This is a genomic window from Bacteroides mucinivorans (assembly GCF_034654355.2).
GTDB lineage: Bacteria > Bacteroidota > Bacteroidia > Bacteroidales > Bacteroidaceae > Bacteroides > Bacteroides nordii.
This window is the reverse complement of record NZ_CP178179.1, coordinates 2075883-2094840: the sequence shown is the minus strand read 5'-3', so window position 1 is coordinate 2094840 and position 18958 is coordinate 2075883. Positions and strand designations below refer to the sequence as shown.

18 protein-coding genes are annotated in these 18958 nt (G+C 37.8%); 4 read left to right on the top strand and 14 right to left on the bottom strand.

Features of this window, described 5'->3' with window-relative positions:
• Positions 1-7: 7 nt before the first annotated feature.
• From wecB to VCM39_RS07400, 13 genes are all read right to left on the bottom strand, one after another.
• A complete protein-coding gene (gene wecB, locus VCM39_RS07460) occupies positions 8-1138 on the bottom strand; it encodes a non-hydrolyzing UDP-N-acetylglucosamine 2-epimerase (RefSeq protein WP_322933472.1) in 1131 nt (376 codons plus the stop codon).
• Entirely contained in the window at positions 1126-2148 is a 1023-nt protein-coding gene (locus VCM39_RS07455) for a polysaccharide biosynthesis protein (RefSeq protein ID WP_322933473.1), read from the bottom strand. Before VCM39_RS07455 ends, wecB begins: the two co-directional genes overlap by 13 nt.
• Positions 2148-3251, bottom strand: a complete 1104-nt coding sequence (locus VCM39_RS07450) for a glycosyltransferase (protein ID WP_322933474.1) — start codon at positions 3249-3251, stop codon at positions 2148-2150. Before VCM39_RS07450 ends, VCM39_RS07455 begins: the two co-directional genes overlap by 1 nt.
• The gene (locus VCM39_RS07445; protein WP_321028655.1) at positions 3248-4600 is read right to left on the bottom strand and encodes a hypothetical protein; all 1353 of its coding nucleotides are present in this window, start codon (positions 4598-4600) and stop codon (positions 3248-3250) included. Before VCM39_RS07445 ends, VCM39_RS07450 begins: the two co-directional genes overlap by 4 nt.
• Entirely contained in the window at positions 4597-5604 is a 1008-nt protein-coding gene (locus VCM39_RS07440) for a glycosyltransferase (protein ID WP_322933475.1), read from the bottom strand. The genes VCM39_RS07445 and VCM39_RS07440 overlap by 4 nt, the downstream gene beginning before the upstream one ends.
• Positions 5605-5626: 22 nt before the next feature.
• Complete coding sequence (locus tag VCM39_RS07435) at positions 5627-6874, bottom strand: hypothetical protein (RefSeq protein WP_322933476.1); 1248 nt, start codon at positions 6872-6874, stop codon at positions 5627-5629.
• Positions 6875-7106: 232 nt separating this feature from the next.
• A complete protein-coding gene (locus tag VCM39_RS07430) occupies positions 7107-7751 on the bottom strand; it encodes a NeuD/PglB/VioB family sugar acetyltransferase (protein WP_322933477.1) in 645 nt (214 codons plus the stop codon).
• Between the two features lie 24 nt (positions 7752-7775).
• Positions 7776-8864, bottom strand: coding sequence for a DegT/DnrJ/EryC1/StrS family aminotransferase (locus VCM39_RS07425; RefSeq protein ID WP_322933478.1), 1089 nt, complete (start codon positions 8862-8864; stop codon positions 7776-7778).
• A complete protein-coding gene (locus VCM39_RS07420) occupies positions 8854-9831 on the bottom strand; it encodes a Gfo/Idh/MocA family oxidoreductase (RefSeq protein WP_322933479.1) in 978 nt (325 codons plus the stop codon). Before VCM39_RS07420 ends, VCM39_RS07425 begins: the two co-directional genes overlap by 11 nt.
• 4 nt (positions 9832-9835) lie before the next feature.
• Positions 9836-11215, bottom strand: coding sequence for an NDP-hexose 2,3-dehydratase family protein (locus tag VCM39_RS07415; protein WP_322933480.1), 1380 nt, complete (start codon positions 11213-11215; stop codon positions 9836-9838).
• 4 nt (positions 11216-11219) lie between these two features.
• The gene (locus tag VCM39_RS07410; protein WP_322933481.1) at positions 11220-12671 is read right to left on the bottom strand and encodes a lipopolysaccharide biosynthesis protein; all 1452 of its coding nucleotides are present in this window, start codon (positions 12669-12671) and stop codon (positions 11220-11222) included.
• Positions 12672-12841: 170 nt separating this feature from the next.
• On the bottom strand, positions 12842-13330 hold the full coding sequence (locus VCM39_RS07405; protein WP_322933482.1) for a UpxZ family transcription anti-terminator antagonist: 489 nt from the start codon (positions 13328-13330) through the stop codon (positions 12842-12844).
• A 19-nt stretch (positions 13331-13349) separates the two neighbouring features.
• Positions 13350-13886, bottom strand: coding sequence for a UpxY family transcription antiterminator (locus VCM39_RS07400; RefSeq protein ID WP_321028664.1), 537 nt, complete (start codon positions 13884-13886; stop codon positions 13350-13352).
• Between the two features lie 754 nt (positions 13887-14640).
• Between VCM39_RS07400 and VCM39_RS07395 the strand changes: the two genes are divergently transcribed.
• Positions 14641-14988: a hypothetical protein gene (locus VCM39_RS07395; protein ID WP_321028665.1), complete on the top strand. Its 348-nt coding sequence runs from the start codon at positions 14641-14643 to the stop codon at positions 14986-14988.
• A 140-nt stretch (positions 14989-15128) separates the two neighbouring features.
• Positions 15129-17354, top strand: a complete 2226-nt coding sequence (locus VCM39_RS07390; protein WP_322933483.1) for a VapE domain-containing protein — start codon at positions 15129-15131, stop codon at positions 17352-17354.
• A gap of 263 nt (positions 17355-17617) precedes the next feature.
• On the opposite strand, the gene VCM39_RS07385 is transcribed toward VCM39_RS07390, so the two are convergent.
• Positions 17618-17854 carry a DUF4248 domain-containing protein gene (locus VCM39_RS07385; RefSeq protein ID WP_221649412.1) on the bottom strand — a complete coding sequence of 79 codons (237 nt, stop codon included), beginning with the start codon at positions 17852-17854 and terminating at the stop codon, positions 17618-17620.
• Positions 17855-18086: 232 nt separating this feature from the next.
• Here VCM39_RS07385 and VCM39_RS07380 point away from each other — a divergent pair, with 232 nt between their 5' ends.
• Together VCM39_RS07380 and VCM39_RS07375 are read left to right on the top strand one after the other, a co-directional pair.
• Positions 18087-18551, top strand: coding sequence for an HU family DNA-binding protein (locus VCM39_RS07380; protein WP_025867616.1), 465 nt, complete (start codon positions 18087-18089; stop codon positions 18549-18551).
• Positions 18552-18755: 204 nt separating this feature from the next.
• The gene (locus tag VCM39_RS07375; protein WP_007486699.1) at positions 18756-18851 is read left to right on the top strand and encodes a smalltalk protein; all 96 of its coding nucleotides are present in this window, start codon (positions 18756-18758) and stop codon (positions 18849-18851) included.
• Positions 18852-18958: the final 107 nt, after the last annotated feature.

Below are 18958 nucleotides of genomic sequence, written 5' to 3'. Positions count from 1 at the left end.
GCGGAAATCAGATTTCTTTATGCCAAACCGTACGGTTGATATAATCTGTATAAGAAAGGATAATACGAACTACTTTTTTAGATACATTGTCTGCTGCATAATCAGGAATAGAATGAATCAGATCCTGTCCTTCAGCATACTGAGAAGTTACTATGTCAATTGAATCGAGGATGCGGTCACTATTTAATCCGGTCATAATCAGGGTACCTTCATCCATACCTTCCGGACGTTCGTGTGCCTGCCGAATGGTGATAGCAGGAAAGTAAAGTATAGACGATTCTTCCGTTATCGTACCGCTATCAGAGATAACACAAAAAGCATTTTGTTGCAACTTTATATATTCCATAAAACCAAAAGGTTTCATAAATTCAATCATAGGATTAGAATTAACAAAGCCGATTGCTTCCAATTTCTTACGGGTACGGGGATGAGTGGAAACGATCACTTTTTTATGATATTTATCCACAATAGCATTGAGAGAAGAAAGTAAATCCGAGAAATTCTTCTCAGAGTCTACATTTTCCTCACGATGTGTACTCACAATAAAGTAATCCCCTTTCTTCAACCCTTCCTTTTCCAAAACATCATTCTTCTCAATCTCAGCTTTATGATAATTCAAAACCTCTGTCATTGGAGATCCGGTCTTTATCACAGTCTCAGGACGCAACCCTTCAGCCAGCAAATATTTACGGGCATGTTCTGAAAGGGGCATATTGATATCACTCAAATGATCAACGATTTTACGATTGATCTCTTCAGGTACACGCTGGTCAAAGCAACGATTACCCGCCTCCATGTGGAAAATAGGAATCTTACGGCGCTTTGCAGAGATCACCGAAATACAACTGTTGGTATCTCCATAAAGTAACAAAGCATCCGGCTCAACTTGTTCCATCAGCTCATCCGACTTTTGGATAACATTTGCTATCGTTTCAGCAGCATTCTTACCTGCAGCGTTCAGGAAATAGTCCGGTTTACGGATATGTAGCTCCTGAAAGAATATTTCATTCAGCTCATAATCATAATTTTGTCCTGTATGTACGATGATATGATCCGTATACTTATCCAGTTCGGCCATAACACGGCTCAACTTGATTATTTCGGGGCGAGTGCCCACAATGGTCATCACTTTAAGCATACATCCTCCTTTACCATATCCAGTTTTAACAATAACTGTTTCATCTCTTCCACATTCAACCGGTGAGTATTATGCGAATGATAGTCTTCGAACTTTGAAACTTTCTCTTGCCCTTCAACAAAATACTTGTCATAGTTCAGATCGCGGGCATCACAAGGAATGCGGTAATAATCGCCCATATCTTCGGCTTTTGCCATCTCTTCACGGGTTACCAACGATTCGTATAATTTTTCGCCATGACGCGTACCGATTATACGGACGGGCGTATCTATTTTATAAAGTTCTTTTAAAGCTTGTGCCAAAACATCCAAAGTGGCAGCAGGTGCTTTCTGCACAAACAGGTCACCATTATGCCCATGTTGGAAGGCGTAGATCACCAGATCAACTGCATCATCCAATGTCATCATAAAACGCGTCATATTGGGATCGGTAATCGTTATATCATTACCAACCTTCATTTGTTCTACCCATAGGGGAATAACCGAACCACGACTTGCCATGACATTCCCATAACGGGTACAACAGACAGTTGTTCCACCATCTGTTCCCATCTGCCTTCCTTTGGCAATAGCTACTTTCTCCATCATCGCTTTGCTGATTCCCATCGCATTAATCGGGTAGCAGGCCTTATCCGTCGATAGAACAACTACATTCTTAACTCCATGTGCAATAGCTGAATCAAGTACATTTTCAGTTCCTAATACGTTTGTTCGCACTGCCTGAACGGGAAAGAATTCACAGGAAGGAACTTGTTTCAAGGCGGCAGCATGGAAAATATAGTCTACACCATCCATTACACCATCTACTGAACGTTTATCACGTACATCACCGATATAAAACTTCACTTTCTTATTCTGGAGATGATGACGCATATCGTCTTGTTTCTTTTCATCACGGGAAAAGATACGGATTTCTTTGATATCGGAATCAAGAAATCTTTTCAACACAGCATTACCGAAGGAACCTGTTCCACCGGTAATCAAAAGGATTTTGTCTTTAAATAGGGACATCACAATATTTCTTTACATATATCTAAATACATTTGAGCACGTTCTCTGGCAGTAGGTAGTTCATTTACCCTGATCAGTCCTCTTGAAACCAGTTCATTCTGGAGTTTCGGACTATTTATTAATAGCATTATTTTATCAACAATATCTCTCACATTAGTTGGGTCAAAGTACAATGCAGCATTCTGGCAAACTGTTCTAGCAAAACCTAAGTCTGAAGTTAATATAGGCTTTTTCATGATCATGGCCTCAGGATAATTCGCAGAAAAACATTCCAATAATGTAGGTAGAAATATTGCATCACACTCATTATACAAAGAAGGACATTCCTGGGCTGGAATAGGACCGACTGTTATTATATCATTTTTATAATCCTCTCCAAACAGTGCATTATATTCGGAGGTAGTAATTGTTAAAACAAACTGAATATCAAAATCGACCTTTCTTCTTTTTAATTCATCAATAACAGATTTTATTATAGCTATATTCTTATGTGGATAATATTTAGCTACCATCAAAAAGCGAAACTTAGAAGTTTTATCCAATTTTAGATATTTACTTCTCAACGATTCATCAAAAAAGTAAGAACTACATGTATTAGACACTGTAAAATACTGCTTTCCCGGAATAAGATATGAAACCCTTTTTCTTACATCATCTGTTTCACAAACCAAAACAGATGCATCCCTTTTTAGATAATATACATGAAAAAACTTTCGTATTTTCAATAAGAGCTGTTCTTTTTTCGAAATAATATTCCAATATGGAGAATCGTCATAAATATAATGTCCAATAGCAAAACCCATTACATGGGGTACTGAAGGTTTCCAATATACAGGGCCAAATATAGAAAAAACAATATCTGGATGAATTCTTTTTTCAATGCGAGTTAAGTAACTATTATATTGATAAAATTTCAATGAAGGAATATCATAAAAAATAAAATTAGACGGATATTCCGTTTTTACTATTTGTGCAGAAACATCTTCACTAATAAGAACATAATATATGTTACCCGGTATTGTAATACATTCTCTTATAAAAGAAAGAGCAACCTGTAGCCCACCTCCGACATAGTTTAACGAGGCATTGATCATGAATCTCATTTTGAATGTACTTTACGAAAGAATATTTTAATTACAAAAAACATTATAACAATAGGATATATACCTTGCGTAACACCTGATTGTAAATCCCCCCTAATAAAGCTAGACGAGGCTTGAAAGAAAAGTAAAGCAAAAACTAAAGCAACAAAATTAGCTTGCGACTTTATATACACGGAAAATAGTCTAGAAAAGAAACCACTATAAAATCCAAATATTACAGAATAAAAAAGTAAACCTATCAGGCCTCCATTAGCCCATCCCTCCCCAGCAACTCCTACTGCAAATCCAGTATTCAATGCTTCCAGATGTTTTATACTAAAGTCTCCTGTTCCAAATTTTGCTTCCGTAAGGAAAATGCCAAAACCGACTGGTTTCCCCACATACAAAAAACGTGGAATAGGATTAACTGCTATAGCATATAATGTATAAAAAGGTCCAATAAATGAGTATTTTTCTCCAAAAGAATCAAATGTAAATTGTAAATCTCTTATCATTAAATCCTTCTCATGCTCACTAAATTCTTCTGTGCCTTGATCCAATTTAAAATCTTCTAAAACCTCTATTGCAGATGATAAATCTTCTAAATCAATTCCCCGAATAAATGTCAATGTAAAAAAAAGAGCAAAAACAAAGCTACCTAGAATTATATATTCTCGAATTCTTTTTGTTAGTATAAAGTTTAAGAGAAACCTTTTGGCGAACAAATCAGCAGTAAGAAGAATCATTATAGGAGAAATTACTGCGCCACGAGAACCTTTCGGAAAAGCAATTAGCACTAATAATAATACAACGACATACAATAAATTTGACTTTTTTCCATTGCAATTATAATAATACCTAAATATAAAAACAAATGCGACAATTGCTTTATAAAAGAAAAGTTGAAAAGTAATCAAAATATTAGGTACTTCAGCAACAGGCCGCTTTACGTAAAACCGTGTTAAAGCAGATTCTAAAGAGCCATAGATGTATGTATTTAACCATAAATCAAAGCAACAGTAGAATATAACTATAATTATATATATATATATGGCCTTGGAAGTAGTCAATAACTCAGAGGAAGTATTTTTTCGATTAATAAAACAGTTTATGAAAGTAACTACTTTACGATATTTCCACTTACGAGAGACAGAATACGCGCATAGAAATACAACAAAAGAGGTAAGTAATAGTAACTCTGTTTTTAATGTAATTTGTATTGTAGAAAAATGTCCAAAAAAATTATAAAATGAGAAACAAATAACAGCTAATGGAAAAGTTGGTAATAGATAAAATTTTCCACGCAATTTTATTAACTGCAAAAACATGATAAAAATGGCAATATAGCCTGCATATGTAATATTGCTCATTTATCGTTCAACAACATTGAATAAAATGTCTCATACCTCTTTGGAAGGTAAAAGTCATTATGATTATAAACCATACATTGATGATATACTATTTCAGGAGTAAATTCTTCAAGAACCCTTACCAATTTAGGATAAGCTAACGCATATTCATTAAAAGACCCCAAATTAGGAGTGATACACATTTTCCGAAAAGATAAAGCTAAAGCTAAAATACCAGATTGACTAACTTCTGTATAGGGAAGTAGAACGATATTCACTGTAGAAAACAGGGAAAAAATTTCACGATCATCAACATATTTATTTATTAAATGAACAAAACTTAACGTTGAGTATTTTTGTACAAATTCAGAATTTTGTTTCCCTGCTATGACAAGTTTTATATCACTCGCTTGCTGCGTTTCCAAATAGGAAATAAATTCCTCAATAAAAAGTTGTCCCTTATATGCAGCCAAAGTACCAAAACATAAAACATTTATCTTTTTATCTATATTCATATTCATATCCTGCTTGAATTTTTCCTTCTCATTTTTCAAATAAATAACAGGAGCAGTAATTCCATATTTCATATTCACTTGTCCTGCAACATAAGCACTAAGACATATAACTTTCGAAACATGAGAATAAAGAAATCTTTGTGTGTATTGATTTATTAATATCTTCAATTTTATATTTTTCCAAATTGAAGAATACGGATGAGATTTTGCATCATGAACCGTGTAAACAGTCTTTCTTTTTTTCAAAAAAAACAGTAATGCAAACAAAGAATAATGAAAAGCTGTAATATGGATTATATCAGGATTAATTATGTCAATCTTCATTTTTATATCTTGAATCTTATTGGGAGAAATAAAGATAACATTACACTTTGAAAAAAGGAATTGCTCCTCAACATATTTCTCTGTAGTAAACAAATATATATCGTTTCCATGAGACAATTCATTTACTAAATCCAAAGCATAATGCAACATGCCTGAAGGCCCATAAGACAATATTATAATTTTCATAAATATAATATAACGTTAATTGTTAGATTAGAATATCATCATTTTGAATCATCCTCAATAGAAAATAAAAAAAAGATTTAACAAATTCGTAAACTTTAACCCCCAAAAATCTTATTATCAAAGATTTCATTTTTTCAATAAGTGGCAGTTTTAATTTCGAAAAGTCATAATAAGCAAAAGGTTTATCAATAGAAGATACAAAAGCTAAATGAGAAGAATAGTCTACAATCGGATTTTCACATTCAACTTCTTTCTTTTTATACTTTTTCTTTATTACAATATCGTCAAGCAAAACCTGTAATGGAACTATTTCTTCACCGTTGCGATACAATGAATTTATAGTCGTATGACCAAATACACCTATTGGCATAAGGTCATTCGCATCTATTGAAATAGTAGGTATCCCTGCCCTTGATATAATTTTCACACAACCCGATGAAGCAATAGCAACATCAGCCTTTTGTAACAAACTAAAAGGTATTGGATAAATAAAACCAGAACAATAAAAATTCACATTTTTACATGTTCGAAAAATTTCATCAATCTTCGCTAATTGATTCTGACTTCCACCTCCTAATAGCCAAATATTATAAACAAAATCCAAATGTTCATTTACATACTTAAAAAGTTCTATCATCAATGGATAAATAAATGTTTTATCTATTCTTGACATGACCAAAATCGTATGATCAGCCTCTACATTGCCAATAGGAAAATTACAGGAAACATTCTCTATAACATTTGTGCTTAAAGCTGGTAATGTATAAATAGGAATATTATTCAAAGGTAAATAAGAAGAAAATAAAAATCGCAAAGATTTATCATCAATCCCAACCAATTCTTTTCTATCTAACTTAAATTTCAAAAAATGATAGAAAGAGTCGAACAATATAATATTTTTTTCTTGTAAAGAGTACAACAAATGCCTTGCATGCAAAATAGATGCTACCTTTTCTCCCCAAACACCTAAATAAAGATCATTAGACTCTACAATTACCTCATCAGCTTCATTGCAAGAAACAATATCCGCAATTTTATTACATATTTTTTCTACTTTCTTTTCTGATTGTAAGTACGGTGGATAACTTAATTCTTTAAAACAGAAATCACTATATTTCATGAGTTCTTGAATAACAGATTCTCCTGTTTGAAAACTAAAAACAAAAACTTGCCATCCATTTTGGATTAAATAGTTTGTTTTATTTCTAATATAAATCTGAGAACCACCAACATTGTATATTGAAAACGTAAAGAAAACATATTTTTTCATAATACAAAACCATTCTATTGTAAGCGCTCATTGCCAGATTACTCCACTTTTTAAAGCCTTGTGGCTTACTTCGAGTAATTTTATTCCATTATTATTCTTGCATACAAACTATAAAAACACTTGTCATAACCGAACAGACGGATCAAACAATATGGCTATCTATCAAATTTAACAATAAAATGCCTTGATCGACGTAAATGCCAAGAAAAATCAAAAAGGACTAAAGGTTCTTTCATTTGAGTGTCTTTATAAATTTTGCAGGATTTCCAGCGACACATTCATTAGCTCCTACATTTTTTGTCACTACGGCTCCTGCACCAATAAGAGCCCTCCTACCAATACTCGATACTTTCCCTGAAATAACAACTGCTCCAGAACCTATAAAAGCAAAATCATGCATATCAACATTAGCTCCCAATACTACGTTACTCGCGACAAAACAATGTGTTCTTATCTTACTACCATGGGTAATCAGATCATTTGAAGAAATAACGCTATCATCTCCAATAACTACATCAGGCGATATTACACTATTTGCATGAATAATCACCCCGTTACCTACTTGCGCATATTTGGATACAATTGCAGAAGGATGAATCAAAGTAGGTACATTCCCTTTCTTCTCTATAATTTTCTCAAAAATATTTGCTCGGATTTTATTATCACCTTGACTCAATGCAAAATTCATTCCTTCCAATGAGTTTAATGAAAACAAATCATCAAAAGAGCCTAATATAGGATAACCATGATCTAATTCTCCCACCCTTTCGTCATTATAATGATACAACCCTTTAATAGTATATCCACAAGCTTCTACCAAATCCAAATACACAGAAGTATTATGGCCAACCCCCAATACATAGATTTCTCTATTCATAATTTTGTTTATTTTAAATACCAATCATATTTTCATATCAAATATCATACTACAGATTCTATTCAAATCACATAAATCCAAATTATAGTATAACGGCAAGCAAAGTATTCTTTTCGCTATATCTTCGGAAACAGGCATTTCAACATAAGGAAGAATCTGAGTAAATGTATTCACCGAGGGATAAAAATACCTCCTGGGATAAATACCTTCCTCATTTAGTTTACGCTCTACTTCAAGCAGAATCTCCTCCGTAGGAAAGATTACCGGAAAATAGCTATAATTACAATCTCCATTAATACGCTGGAATTTCAAACTCAGACACTGAGAAAGAAGTTCTTTATAAAGCATGTATTTCTCTTTACGATCATCTAATGCCAATTGTAAATACTTTAAGTTAGCAAGACCTATAGCAGCATGTACTTCTGTCATTTTACCATTTGTCCCATCATCCACCACATCTTTATGGTCATCAAAACCGAAAAAGCGCAAACGTTTCAGCTTCTCATGCAAATCATCATCAGTAGCAAAACAGGCACCTCCCTCTGCAGTATTCAACATCTTAGTTGCGTGGAAGCTGGTAGTAGAAATATCACCATATTCAAAAATGGACTTTCCTTTGTAAGTGACTCCTACTGCATGGGCAGCATCATAAATTACTTTTAGGTTATGACGTTTTGCGATAGATTGTATAGACTCTATATCACAAGGATTACCAAAAACATGAACTGGAAGAATTGCACTGGTATGTTCCGTTATCTTTTCTTCAATTTTTGAAGGATCTATATTTAAAGTTTCAGGATCTATATCCACAAAAACGGGTGTACAGCCTTCCCAAATAATAGAACTCACAGTAGCTATAAAAGTAAAAGGAGTGGTAATGATCTCACCTTTCAACTTTAAAGCACGAATAGCCATTTGGATAGCTATTGTACCGTTTGTTACGGATACAATATTTCTTAAACCAAGAAACTTTGCAGTTTCTTTTTCAAAACACTGAACCAAAGGGCCATTATGAGTCATTATTCCACGCTCCCAGACACCTTTTAATAATTCGGTTACATCATCCAACGGTGCCAACGTAGGCATCGTTACATAAATATTTTTATCTACCATAACAATATTGTTTAACTTGCCCGAGATACCGGGACTGATTCAAATTTTGCACATACTCTTCTGAGAAGTCACCTGAATCCAGACAAGAAGCAATATGTGTCAGCATATTATAGAAAGGATCATCTGAATCTAAGGATATTTCTTCCCGGAAACCCTGTTTCTCCAGTATCACTACCGGACGAAGATCTGAAGGAGCCGTAAAAGCACGGGTAACGGTTAGTTTGCCCAGACTTCCCCAAAGCTCGTAGTTACATTGGTAATAATTATCAAACCCGAAAGAGAGTTCAGCTATGACACCTTCCTCGCTATCCAGATAAGCACCGCCATAGAGATCAACTTCCATTTCTGCAGGTTGATACAATGAAGCGGAACGCAAGGTGAATGAATAAGTGGGAAGGATGAATTGCATCGCTTTCAATGTATAAGCTCCGGCATCGAGCAAGGAGCCACCGCCTAAAGATTGGGAATAACGGATATTTCCGACATCAGGAAAGGGAGGAAAACCAAATGAACTACGGAAGCAGCGAAGCTCGCCAAGTTCTTTCCCCGATAGTAGCTCTTTTACCCACTGATGTTGGGAGTGGAAACGAAATTGGAAATTCTCAATCAGAAGCAGATGTTTCTCACGAGCCAATTCTGTAAGCTCACAAACCTCTTTATAAGAACAAGCTAAAGATTTCTCACTCATGACATGTTTGCCCTTATTCAAAGCTCTTAGAATCCATTCGTAATGAAGCCCCGTAGGAAGCGGAATATAAACAAGATCAATATCCCTGTTATCTAACAATGCCTCATAACTGTCATATGCCGTACAATGATAGACAGAAGCAACTGACTCAGCTTTGTGATTATCACGACTGGCGAGACCTGAGAGTTCAAAACGGGAAGACTTTGCGAAAGCAGGCAATAAAGAACGTATCGCGATATGAGCACATCCTAATACCCCTACCCTATAAACTCGACTCATCTGATCAACGTAAATAATTTAAGGCGGCAATCAGACTCCGCGATTGAATATTCAAGTAATTATTAAAACGGAGGAACTGGTAAATCTGCCCTAAAGTCATCCAGGTATATTGCTTAGGGACTGACAACGGAAAAGAATCGTCTACCTCTACCAGCATGTTTCGGTTTTGTTCTTTATAAAAACGTCCGCCTTCTTCTGATTGTAAAGTATCATAGAGCACGTGAGAAGCTGATGCTCCCAATACAGTATCCAGAAAAGCCGGACGTCCTTGCCCAACAACAGGAATATTGCCTGTAAGGCATTGGACCGTAGGAGCCAGTTCTAACACATCAAAATTTCCACATTCAAGTTTTGCTTGCATAAGAAAATGGTATACCCCATTAATTCTTTTCACTATAAAAGCACAAATACCTTGTTGCATAGGTTGAATCAGAGGTTGGCACCAGGAAGATACCTCCCGGTTGGAAATAGTAACCCGTACACCTATTACTTTAAAATATTTAGAGTCCTTACGCGAAATTTCATTCTCCCCAACCTTCCAATCAGTCATCTTATTCAACGGATAAGGATGTACCCATAAATCATATCTGGATTTTAAAGCCGATAACCAGGATAAATGATCAGCCATAGAATAGTAACTATGGTTTGTGGTAGAAGAAAGAAACAGATCTTTTCCAAAGGATGATAAATGGCTGATATCATCGGCAAGTGATAAATAATCACTAACCTTTAGTCCGGAAAGTACCGTACGGGTATCCATATTGACCTTGTTATCATCCCGCATCAGTTCTTTTATCTGACCAAGGGTCATCCATCGGAAATCAGGATGTTCTTCTACCTCCTCCTCTACTTTGATGATAATATTGCGGTTTCTTTTCCTCAAAAAACGAGCTCCTTGCTCAGATTGCAACTGATCAAGAATGATCTGTTCCGGAGTAGCATTCACAAAATAATCCAGATAAAGAGGTTTTTTACCTTTATGAATTTGGCGGTAATTGCTTTTTGTTGCTTGCAAAGTGGGGGATAACTGAACACAATTCACATTACCGGGTTCTATCTTAGCCTGCATCAGGAAATAAAGGATTCCATCAAACTCTTTGGTAAGGATGCCTAAATAGCCTACTTCAGGCTGGTTGATAATGGGCTGTGTCCAACTGTGAACAGAACCGTAATCAGTTTCAACACGAATGCCTTCTATAGAGAAGAAACGACCGGAAGTATGGCGAAGAGAGCCATCACGATCCTGATACCAGTTCTCTAACAAAGAGAAAGGAATGGGTTCCACACATACCTGAATGGTACGGTTGCGGTCAGCAATCCATTCGCGGATATCCGCTAAAGAATGTAACGTATTTTGCGTTGTTAATAAAGATTTTATAACCATAATTCTATTTTTTCCTTCTAAGAAAGGATAATGTAAGTTGACGCAATTCCATATACTCTTCCAGACATAATTTTTCCAGAATAACAAAGTATAAGACTGTAGCCACAAGCAATTGAGTGAGTAATAAAAGCCAATTGGATAAATCTAATAAGGTAACACTCCAAATACAGCCGGAGACACAGAAAGCAATCAAAAAGGAAGGAAGTATGTCTTTTATTTGAGATAATGTTGAATAACTGATTAGCCCCGAAGAGTAGTAGCTATTCAAAAGATAAGCAACAAAAGAAATAAAAACACTACTCCACAACATATACTCAATGTCCCAACAGATACCGGCAATAATAGGAAGTATCAGAATTAGTTTCTTTATAATTTCCAATTTCAGGCACAAATCAGAACGCCCTTTCACTTGCAGGATATTCAGGTTTAGAGCATGAAGAGGATATAGCATACCGGAAAAACAAATAATCTGAAGAAACTGAACTGCCGGAAGCCACTTCTCACCTATTAACAATATTATTAAGGGTTTAGCTATGGCTGCCAAACCAAGCATACAAATAAAGGTAACTAACATGGTTGTTTTTATAATCCGTTGATAAGCATTCCGCAAGCGTACATTTTCTTCCTGGATACTACTCAAAACAGGATAACTGACTCTTTGAACAATAGCTGTCAGATTACTCGAAAATATAGTATTGAACTGTTCGGCACGAGTATACTGCCCCAATTGAACAGGAGTATAGAAACGACCGATCACGATATAATAAATGTTTTTATAAATAGTGTCTATCAAACTCACAAAGAGAAGTTTTGAACCAAAACCAAATAAATTCTTAAAACTATCTATAGAAAATTCTAAGACCGGACGCCAACTATTATATATCCAGAGAAACAGGGTATTCAGGAATTGCCTGGAAAGTTGCTGTCCGACCAGACTCCAGATGCTACAACCGTAAAAAGCCATTCCCACACCAATGCCACCACTGGATAAGGAGGCTATTAAAGAGATTTTTGTTTGTGTTCTAAAGTCAATCTCTTTCACCATTATAGTACGTTGAATAATTCCTAAAGAGTTGATTATTAAAACAATTCCTATGATTCTTGTTACAGGAATCAATATAGGTTCCTTAAAAAAAGAACTAATGATTGGAGCACACAGAAAAAGAAGAATATATAAGATGACACCAATTATCAAATTAAAAAAAAATACAGTATTATAGTCTACCCGTTTTATATCTGTTTTACGAATTAATGCACTGGAAAAACCACTATCAATAATCGAATTGGATATAGCAATGAAAATTGTGATCATTGCCATTATGCCATACTCTTTTGGAGTGAGTAACCGGGCCAGAACCAGTCCTATCAAAAAAGTGATACCGGAATTTGCTATATTATCAATGAAACTCCAGCCTACACCTTTGACTGCCTTGTTCTTTAAAGATTGAGTTGACAAATTAATGCTGATTAACAATTAAGTATAATATTTTTACCACCCTATAAGTTCCGGATTCATTCAGAAGCACATCTTTAGCCTTTTATTGTTCAGAATTCAAAATAATCCTGTAGTTCAACAAAAGTATAACCGAATGAAAATCATCCCGCTTACTCTACCACTCCTCTATCTCACTCCTCAATATATTCCCACGGATAAGGATTGTCCACCACATTCTGAAATTCTGCAATGGCTTCCTGCTGCTCAGTAGTAAGCGACGCGGAATCCCAGGAAGCGATAATAGCACGGGCTTCATCCGCCAAAGGCTCATCGAATACTTCACCATAGCAGACGGTTAGCAGACGGAGCTTCAATAAGGAAGCGGGAAGGGCATCAAGAAGATCCCAACAACGGTCCAGAACTTCCTGAATGTGTTGCTGCTTTTCACCGTAATCGATGAAAGAGGCATTGTAACCCATCAGGAGAGCTAAGCAGACATTGGCCTGTTCTTCAAGGGTGGAACCTTTGGCACCGGAATCATACAAAGCGGTAGTCAAACGGTAAACCTCACTGTTACGACGGGACAAATCATCACTATAGATGGGACTATCGTCCATACCCAAATACATCAGTTCATGCGCAGCGCGCTGAAGAGAGGCGGCTTCTTCGGAAAGAGTCATACTATTTTAGGAATTTGAATTATTTAATTACTTCTATCAGATCCGGATGGATGGACGCCATGGCAACGGCGATGACACCCTGGATTTTTATGACCAGACGACGATCACGGGCACCCTTCACTTTCAGAAAAATGCCTTCCTGACCCTCGAAGTCACCACCCGTGACACGGACTTTAGTGCCTTTGGACAAATTCAATTCATCAGGACGGAAGTAAAGGAGCTGCTCATGATAAGTACCGGCCACGGCAATGAAACGTTGCATCTCATTGTCGGGGATGATGATCTTCTGACCGCTTCGGGTATCGGTGATATACTGCAAATAAGAGACCATGGACTTGACACGTTTCACTTCGGAAGGACAGGCATGAACAAAAATCAGATTGTAGATGACGGGAACCAGGACACGGACTTTTTTCCCGTTTTTGATGCTTATTTTATATTGCATGGGAACGAAACAGTCGATATGTTCCTTCGCAAACAGTCGCATGGCATCAGGCTCTCTACGGTAGGTGGCACGCATGGCATACCAGACTTCGGTCTCTTTATCCGCTTCCATTTTTCTATGATTAGTTCAAAAAAGGGTGTTCTTTCGGGGCTTTGAATATCTGATATATTATTGATATTCAATCATTTGCGATGCATCCATGTAATATACAGCAATATTTGCATCTCTCTTTCCTGATCGTTTTCTGTAGTTGTTCATTAACTGACAGATAAAATGCTATAAACGAGTCAGTTGAAAGCAAAAAGTGTTTCAATAGACGTTCGTTTAATGAAACACCTATTTGGGGAGATTTACGGCTGAGCATTCTTACGGAATAATGCATCAAATAACTAATTTTATCAATTACATAAACCGCTGAATATAAAGGATCTGAATCTTTAACTTTCAAAAACAAAAAAATATTTATAAGAATATTTTGTCATTTCAGATATACGTTTTAACTTTGTGCCATTAAACGAACGTCTATTGAAACACTTTTATAATTTCATCGACACCACATTAGCATTTACCAGATTTATCCCCTCTTTATACTCTTTTCTCTATAATAATGTACGCACGTGCTACACGCGCACAGACGCGTATTTTCTTCTTTTTTTAAAAGAAAAATCCCCGTGTATTAAATAGAGGGTAGGGTACCCTACCCTCTATTTAATACACGGGGATATATTTTATAAATATTGAAGTTTTTCTCATAAAACTTGTATTCCATGCTAATAACCATTAATTTCGCATCGTAAATATTAATTTATGTTTTATTTTAAAACCATTATTAGACATTTATGATTAAAACTACAAATTTTAAAAAGTGACGGTAATAGAGGGCAAAGTGTTCATTATTATCACAGAAGGAACGGAGATAGATACGGAACGGTTAGTTGCAAGCGTGAAACTGGCATTATCGGAAAAGATACCGATAGAAGATCAGAAAGAGAACATCTTAGAGGCATTTGCCAGGCAAGCGCATGAACAGAAAAAAAAGGATAAGAATCAGAATGTAAGAAAAATAGCAAGGATATTATCGTTGTTTTTCAAGTTCCCGAAAACAAAAGGGAAAGGCAATCTGAGAGAAGAAAGTGCCGAGGCGGAAATCTATAAATCCATCCGGGACATAGCCGAAGCGGAGGAAGAGGCACTCAACGATCCGAAAAAATAAAAAGTTAAAAACAACCTTGGAAGATTAGGCTTTTTCACCGGAAAAGTCTAATCTTTTTTTTGAAATCTACTGTTTACCTTTGTACCGCTCAAGACAAACAAACATTGGGCACAAACAAACAGCTTAAAAAAACGAATACCATGAAAGACATCACAATCACCACCTACAACGGTTACAGCACCGTGACGGGAGAAACCACCCTCACGCAAGTGATAAAAGAGATACGGGAAGGGAAAAACCTGGCAATCGTACAACGGATAGAAAAGCTTGTGCAGCAAGGTGAGACAGAGAAAGCAGACCGGACAAAGAAGCAGCTACCCTACCTCACACTGACGGCCAATTACCATCAGGAGAGGTTAGCGTACAGCATCAAAAACTACAATCCGGTGATCACCATCGATATAGACAAACTGAAAGACGAGCAGATAGGCCCCCTACGCGAACGTATTGAAAGCGATCCGGACGTACTGGCGGATTTTCTCACTCCCAAACGACATGGATTCAAGGTATTTGTATACCTGCAATCGGCATGGGCCTGCAAAATGAGAAAGGCAACATTCTCAACCCGGGAGATCACATACGAGCAGTTGGAATATTACCACGCACAGATGTACAAGGCATGTCAGGAGCACATTGAAATGTGGTTGGGAATACCTGTGGACAAAAGCGGAAAGGACATCGGACGGGGATTCTTCACATCGTTCGATACGCAGGCTTATCTGAACACAGAGCTGATGGAAAAGATAGAGATGGTAGAAACGAGCATTATTCCTCCGGAAAAGAAGGAGAAAAAGCCCGGAAGGAAAAAGGAAAAGAGTAAAGGGCAGGCTTCTGAAGAGGGAGAAACGGGCACGGTAGAACCCTGGGAGAAGTTAGAGTACAGAAAGGCATTACAAACCACCCGTCGCTCGGAGAAGTTCGAACCGGGAAACAGAAACACCTTCCTCTACACCTTAGGCAACCGATGCTACAAGAAGGGATTGAGCGAGAAAAGCGTACAGCAGCTGGTACGGCAGGATTTCGCAGAGGCAGAGATAGATATAGCCACCCCCATACACAACGCATACCTCTATACGAACAAGACCGAAGAGGCGGAAAAGAAAAAGGAGGATAAGAAACCGGTCATCACCCAGGTACTGGAATATCTGGAGGCACATTATGACATACGCAGAAATACGATATTGGAACGGTTGGAGTTCATCGACTTTGAGGAGCATGCGTCCGGGATGAAAGGAAAATACCGACCACTGAGAAACAAGGACTACAACTCGATATTCGTAAACCTCCAAATGGCGGGCATATCCTGTTTCCAGAACTATCTCAAAGCGGTAATAGACTCGAATTACGCGAAGAACTTCAACCCGTTCGAGAGTTATTTCTACGGGCTGAAACCCTGGGACAGGACTACGGACTACATCGGACAGTTAGCGGATACGGTGAAAACAAAGGACACGGACTTCTGGAAGGAGAGCCTGAGAAGATGGATCGTGGGTATGGTGGCGTGCGCACTGAAGGAGGAGGCGGTGAACCAGTATGTGCTCATTCTATACAGCGAACAGGGAAAAGGAAAGAGCACCTGGATCAGGAAGCTGCTGCCACCCGAACTCGCAGAATATTACCGCAACGGAATGATAGACCCGGGAAATAAGGATGACCTGTTACTGCTGTCCAACCGGCTGCTCATCAACATGGAGGAGTTTGAAGGGGCGAAACAGGGAGACATAGCGGCATTGAAACGGATCATCACACAGGAGAGCGTGACGGAGCGGAAGGTGTACGACGTACAGGCGGAACGGTACACCCGCAGGGCATCGTTCATTGCCAGCACCAACAACCGACAGTGCATGCAGGACATGGGAGGAAACCGCAGGTTTCTGCTATCCGTACTCACGGAGATTGATTTCCACACACCGGTAGACTATGAAGGGGTATATGCACAGGCAATATATCTCTTACAGAACGGATACCGGTACTGGTACGAGGGAGATGAAATTACAGGACTGAACAAACGGAACGAACAGCACCGCATGAAGGAGCCGGTGGAGGAGAATCTGTACGTCTATTACCGGGCGGCTACCCCCACGGACATTGAGGTGAAATGGAGGCCGGCGGCAGCACTGATGGGAACTATCAGTTTGTACGGACGCATACAGGCGAACAGGCAGACACAGCAGGTACTGGTACAGGTGTTGGAGAGGGACGGATTCCCTAAAAGGATGAACGAAAGCGGAATAACGGAATACGCGGTGATAGAGTTCACACCTGATCAGGTGAGTGCAAACAGCAGGAGAGTTGAAGAGAAGGGAAAAGGGAGAATGGAGAAGGGAGAAGGAAAGGGGGAGAGACAGGAGGAGCTGCCGTTTTGAGGAAGGGGATTCACCACAGAGTAACACGGAGTTTCACTGAGTTTTTATTATCCGGATAAAACGCAGATTAACGCGAATGATCGCAGATTAAAATCCTGTTATTCTTTATCTTATACCTGTTTTTCTTTGCGAAAATCTGTGTTAATCTGCGTTTCAATTAGATAAGTATACATATCATGCCCCGTAACGTATATTCTAATGTAGCATGGAATATATTGTCACGGGGCATGACATATTAGGGCGTTTTATTTACAAATATTTTATCAGGGGGCATCGAGGTAGCGGACGATCAGGCTGACCTGACGGCGGGTATAGGAGTGGTCGTTCTTCCCTTCCCCACCCTGATAAAGGAGGCTATGGAGTTCTTTGTTCTTACGGATCCAACCCCGGAGTTTGCACATGGCATAGGGAATGGGCAGGTTGGGGTGATACAGATGGGCAAGGTCGGCTTTGAGGTAGGACTTGACGATAAACTTCGTTTCTTCTTCATTTTCATTCATTACAGTATGTTTTTATGGTTTTTTTTTTGTTCTTCAAATATAACAAATATTACGGACATCAGCAAGCTATAAAACAATATAAACGACTATGAATCAAAGTGTTTACAATACAGAATAATCTACAAAAAAGTACGTTCACCCACTCTTATGGAAGAGGTTATCTTTGTCACATCGGAAAGGAAAAGAAGCGCTGTTTCCTAACCGGTAAATCAAATTTTAAAACTAAAAAATCATGGGAGTACCTTTTAAAAAGATTGCAAGAAAAGACCCGAGAAAAGCGGATGCGGTGGAGAAGTTCTACCCGCAATTGGTGACCACGGGGCCCAATGCGGATCTGGACGCAGTAGCGTTCAAAATGAAAGAGAAGAGTTCGCTTACATTAGGAGACATACAGAGTGTGTTGACCAACTTCGTAGAGGCGATGAGGGAAGTGTTGTACAGCGGACAGTCAGTCAATATCAAGAACTTCGGCGTGTTCAGCCTCTCAGCACGGACCTTAGGGACGGAAGATGTAAAAGAGTGCACCGCCAAGAACATCAAAGCGGTGAAAATAAATTTCCGACCTTCAACCAGCATCCGACCGGATATTACAACCACACGCGCCGGAGAAAAAATAGACTTCTATGACCTGGAAGCCTTGCTGAAGAAGAAAGAGGAAGAAGGGGGCGAAGGAGAGGGAGAAGACCCTTCAGTTTAATGGAAAATTGAAAGTTGAAAATTGAAAATGGCTATGCAGTGTAAAAGCAATGATCAATTAAGAAAAGAGTGCTTAGAAAATTAAGAAAGCAGGTATAATGCAACTACACTGCGCAGCCAATTTTCAACTTTCAACTTTCAATTTTCAATTAATTAAGTTCTTCTCATTTTCAATTTTCAACTTTCAATTTTCAATTAAATAAGTATGAAGAAATCAATCTGGGATAAAATCCTAAAAATTGTGATAGCAGTAGCTTCGGCTGTGTTAGGGGCGTTAGGGGCAAATGCGATGAACGTATAAGTTCGGAAGGCATGAAAATGCGACAGGTTCGCAGATCGTTTTAAATTGAAGGCTGGACAGTAGAAGATACTGTACAGCCTTCATTTTTGTTTAGTTCTTGTTCAAAT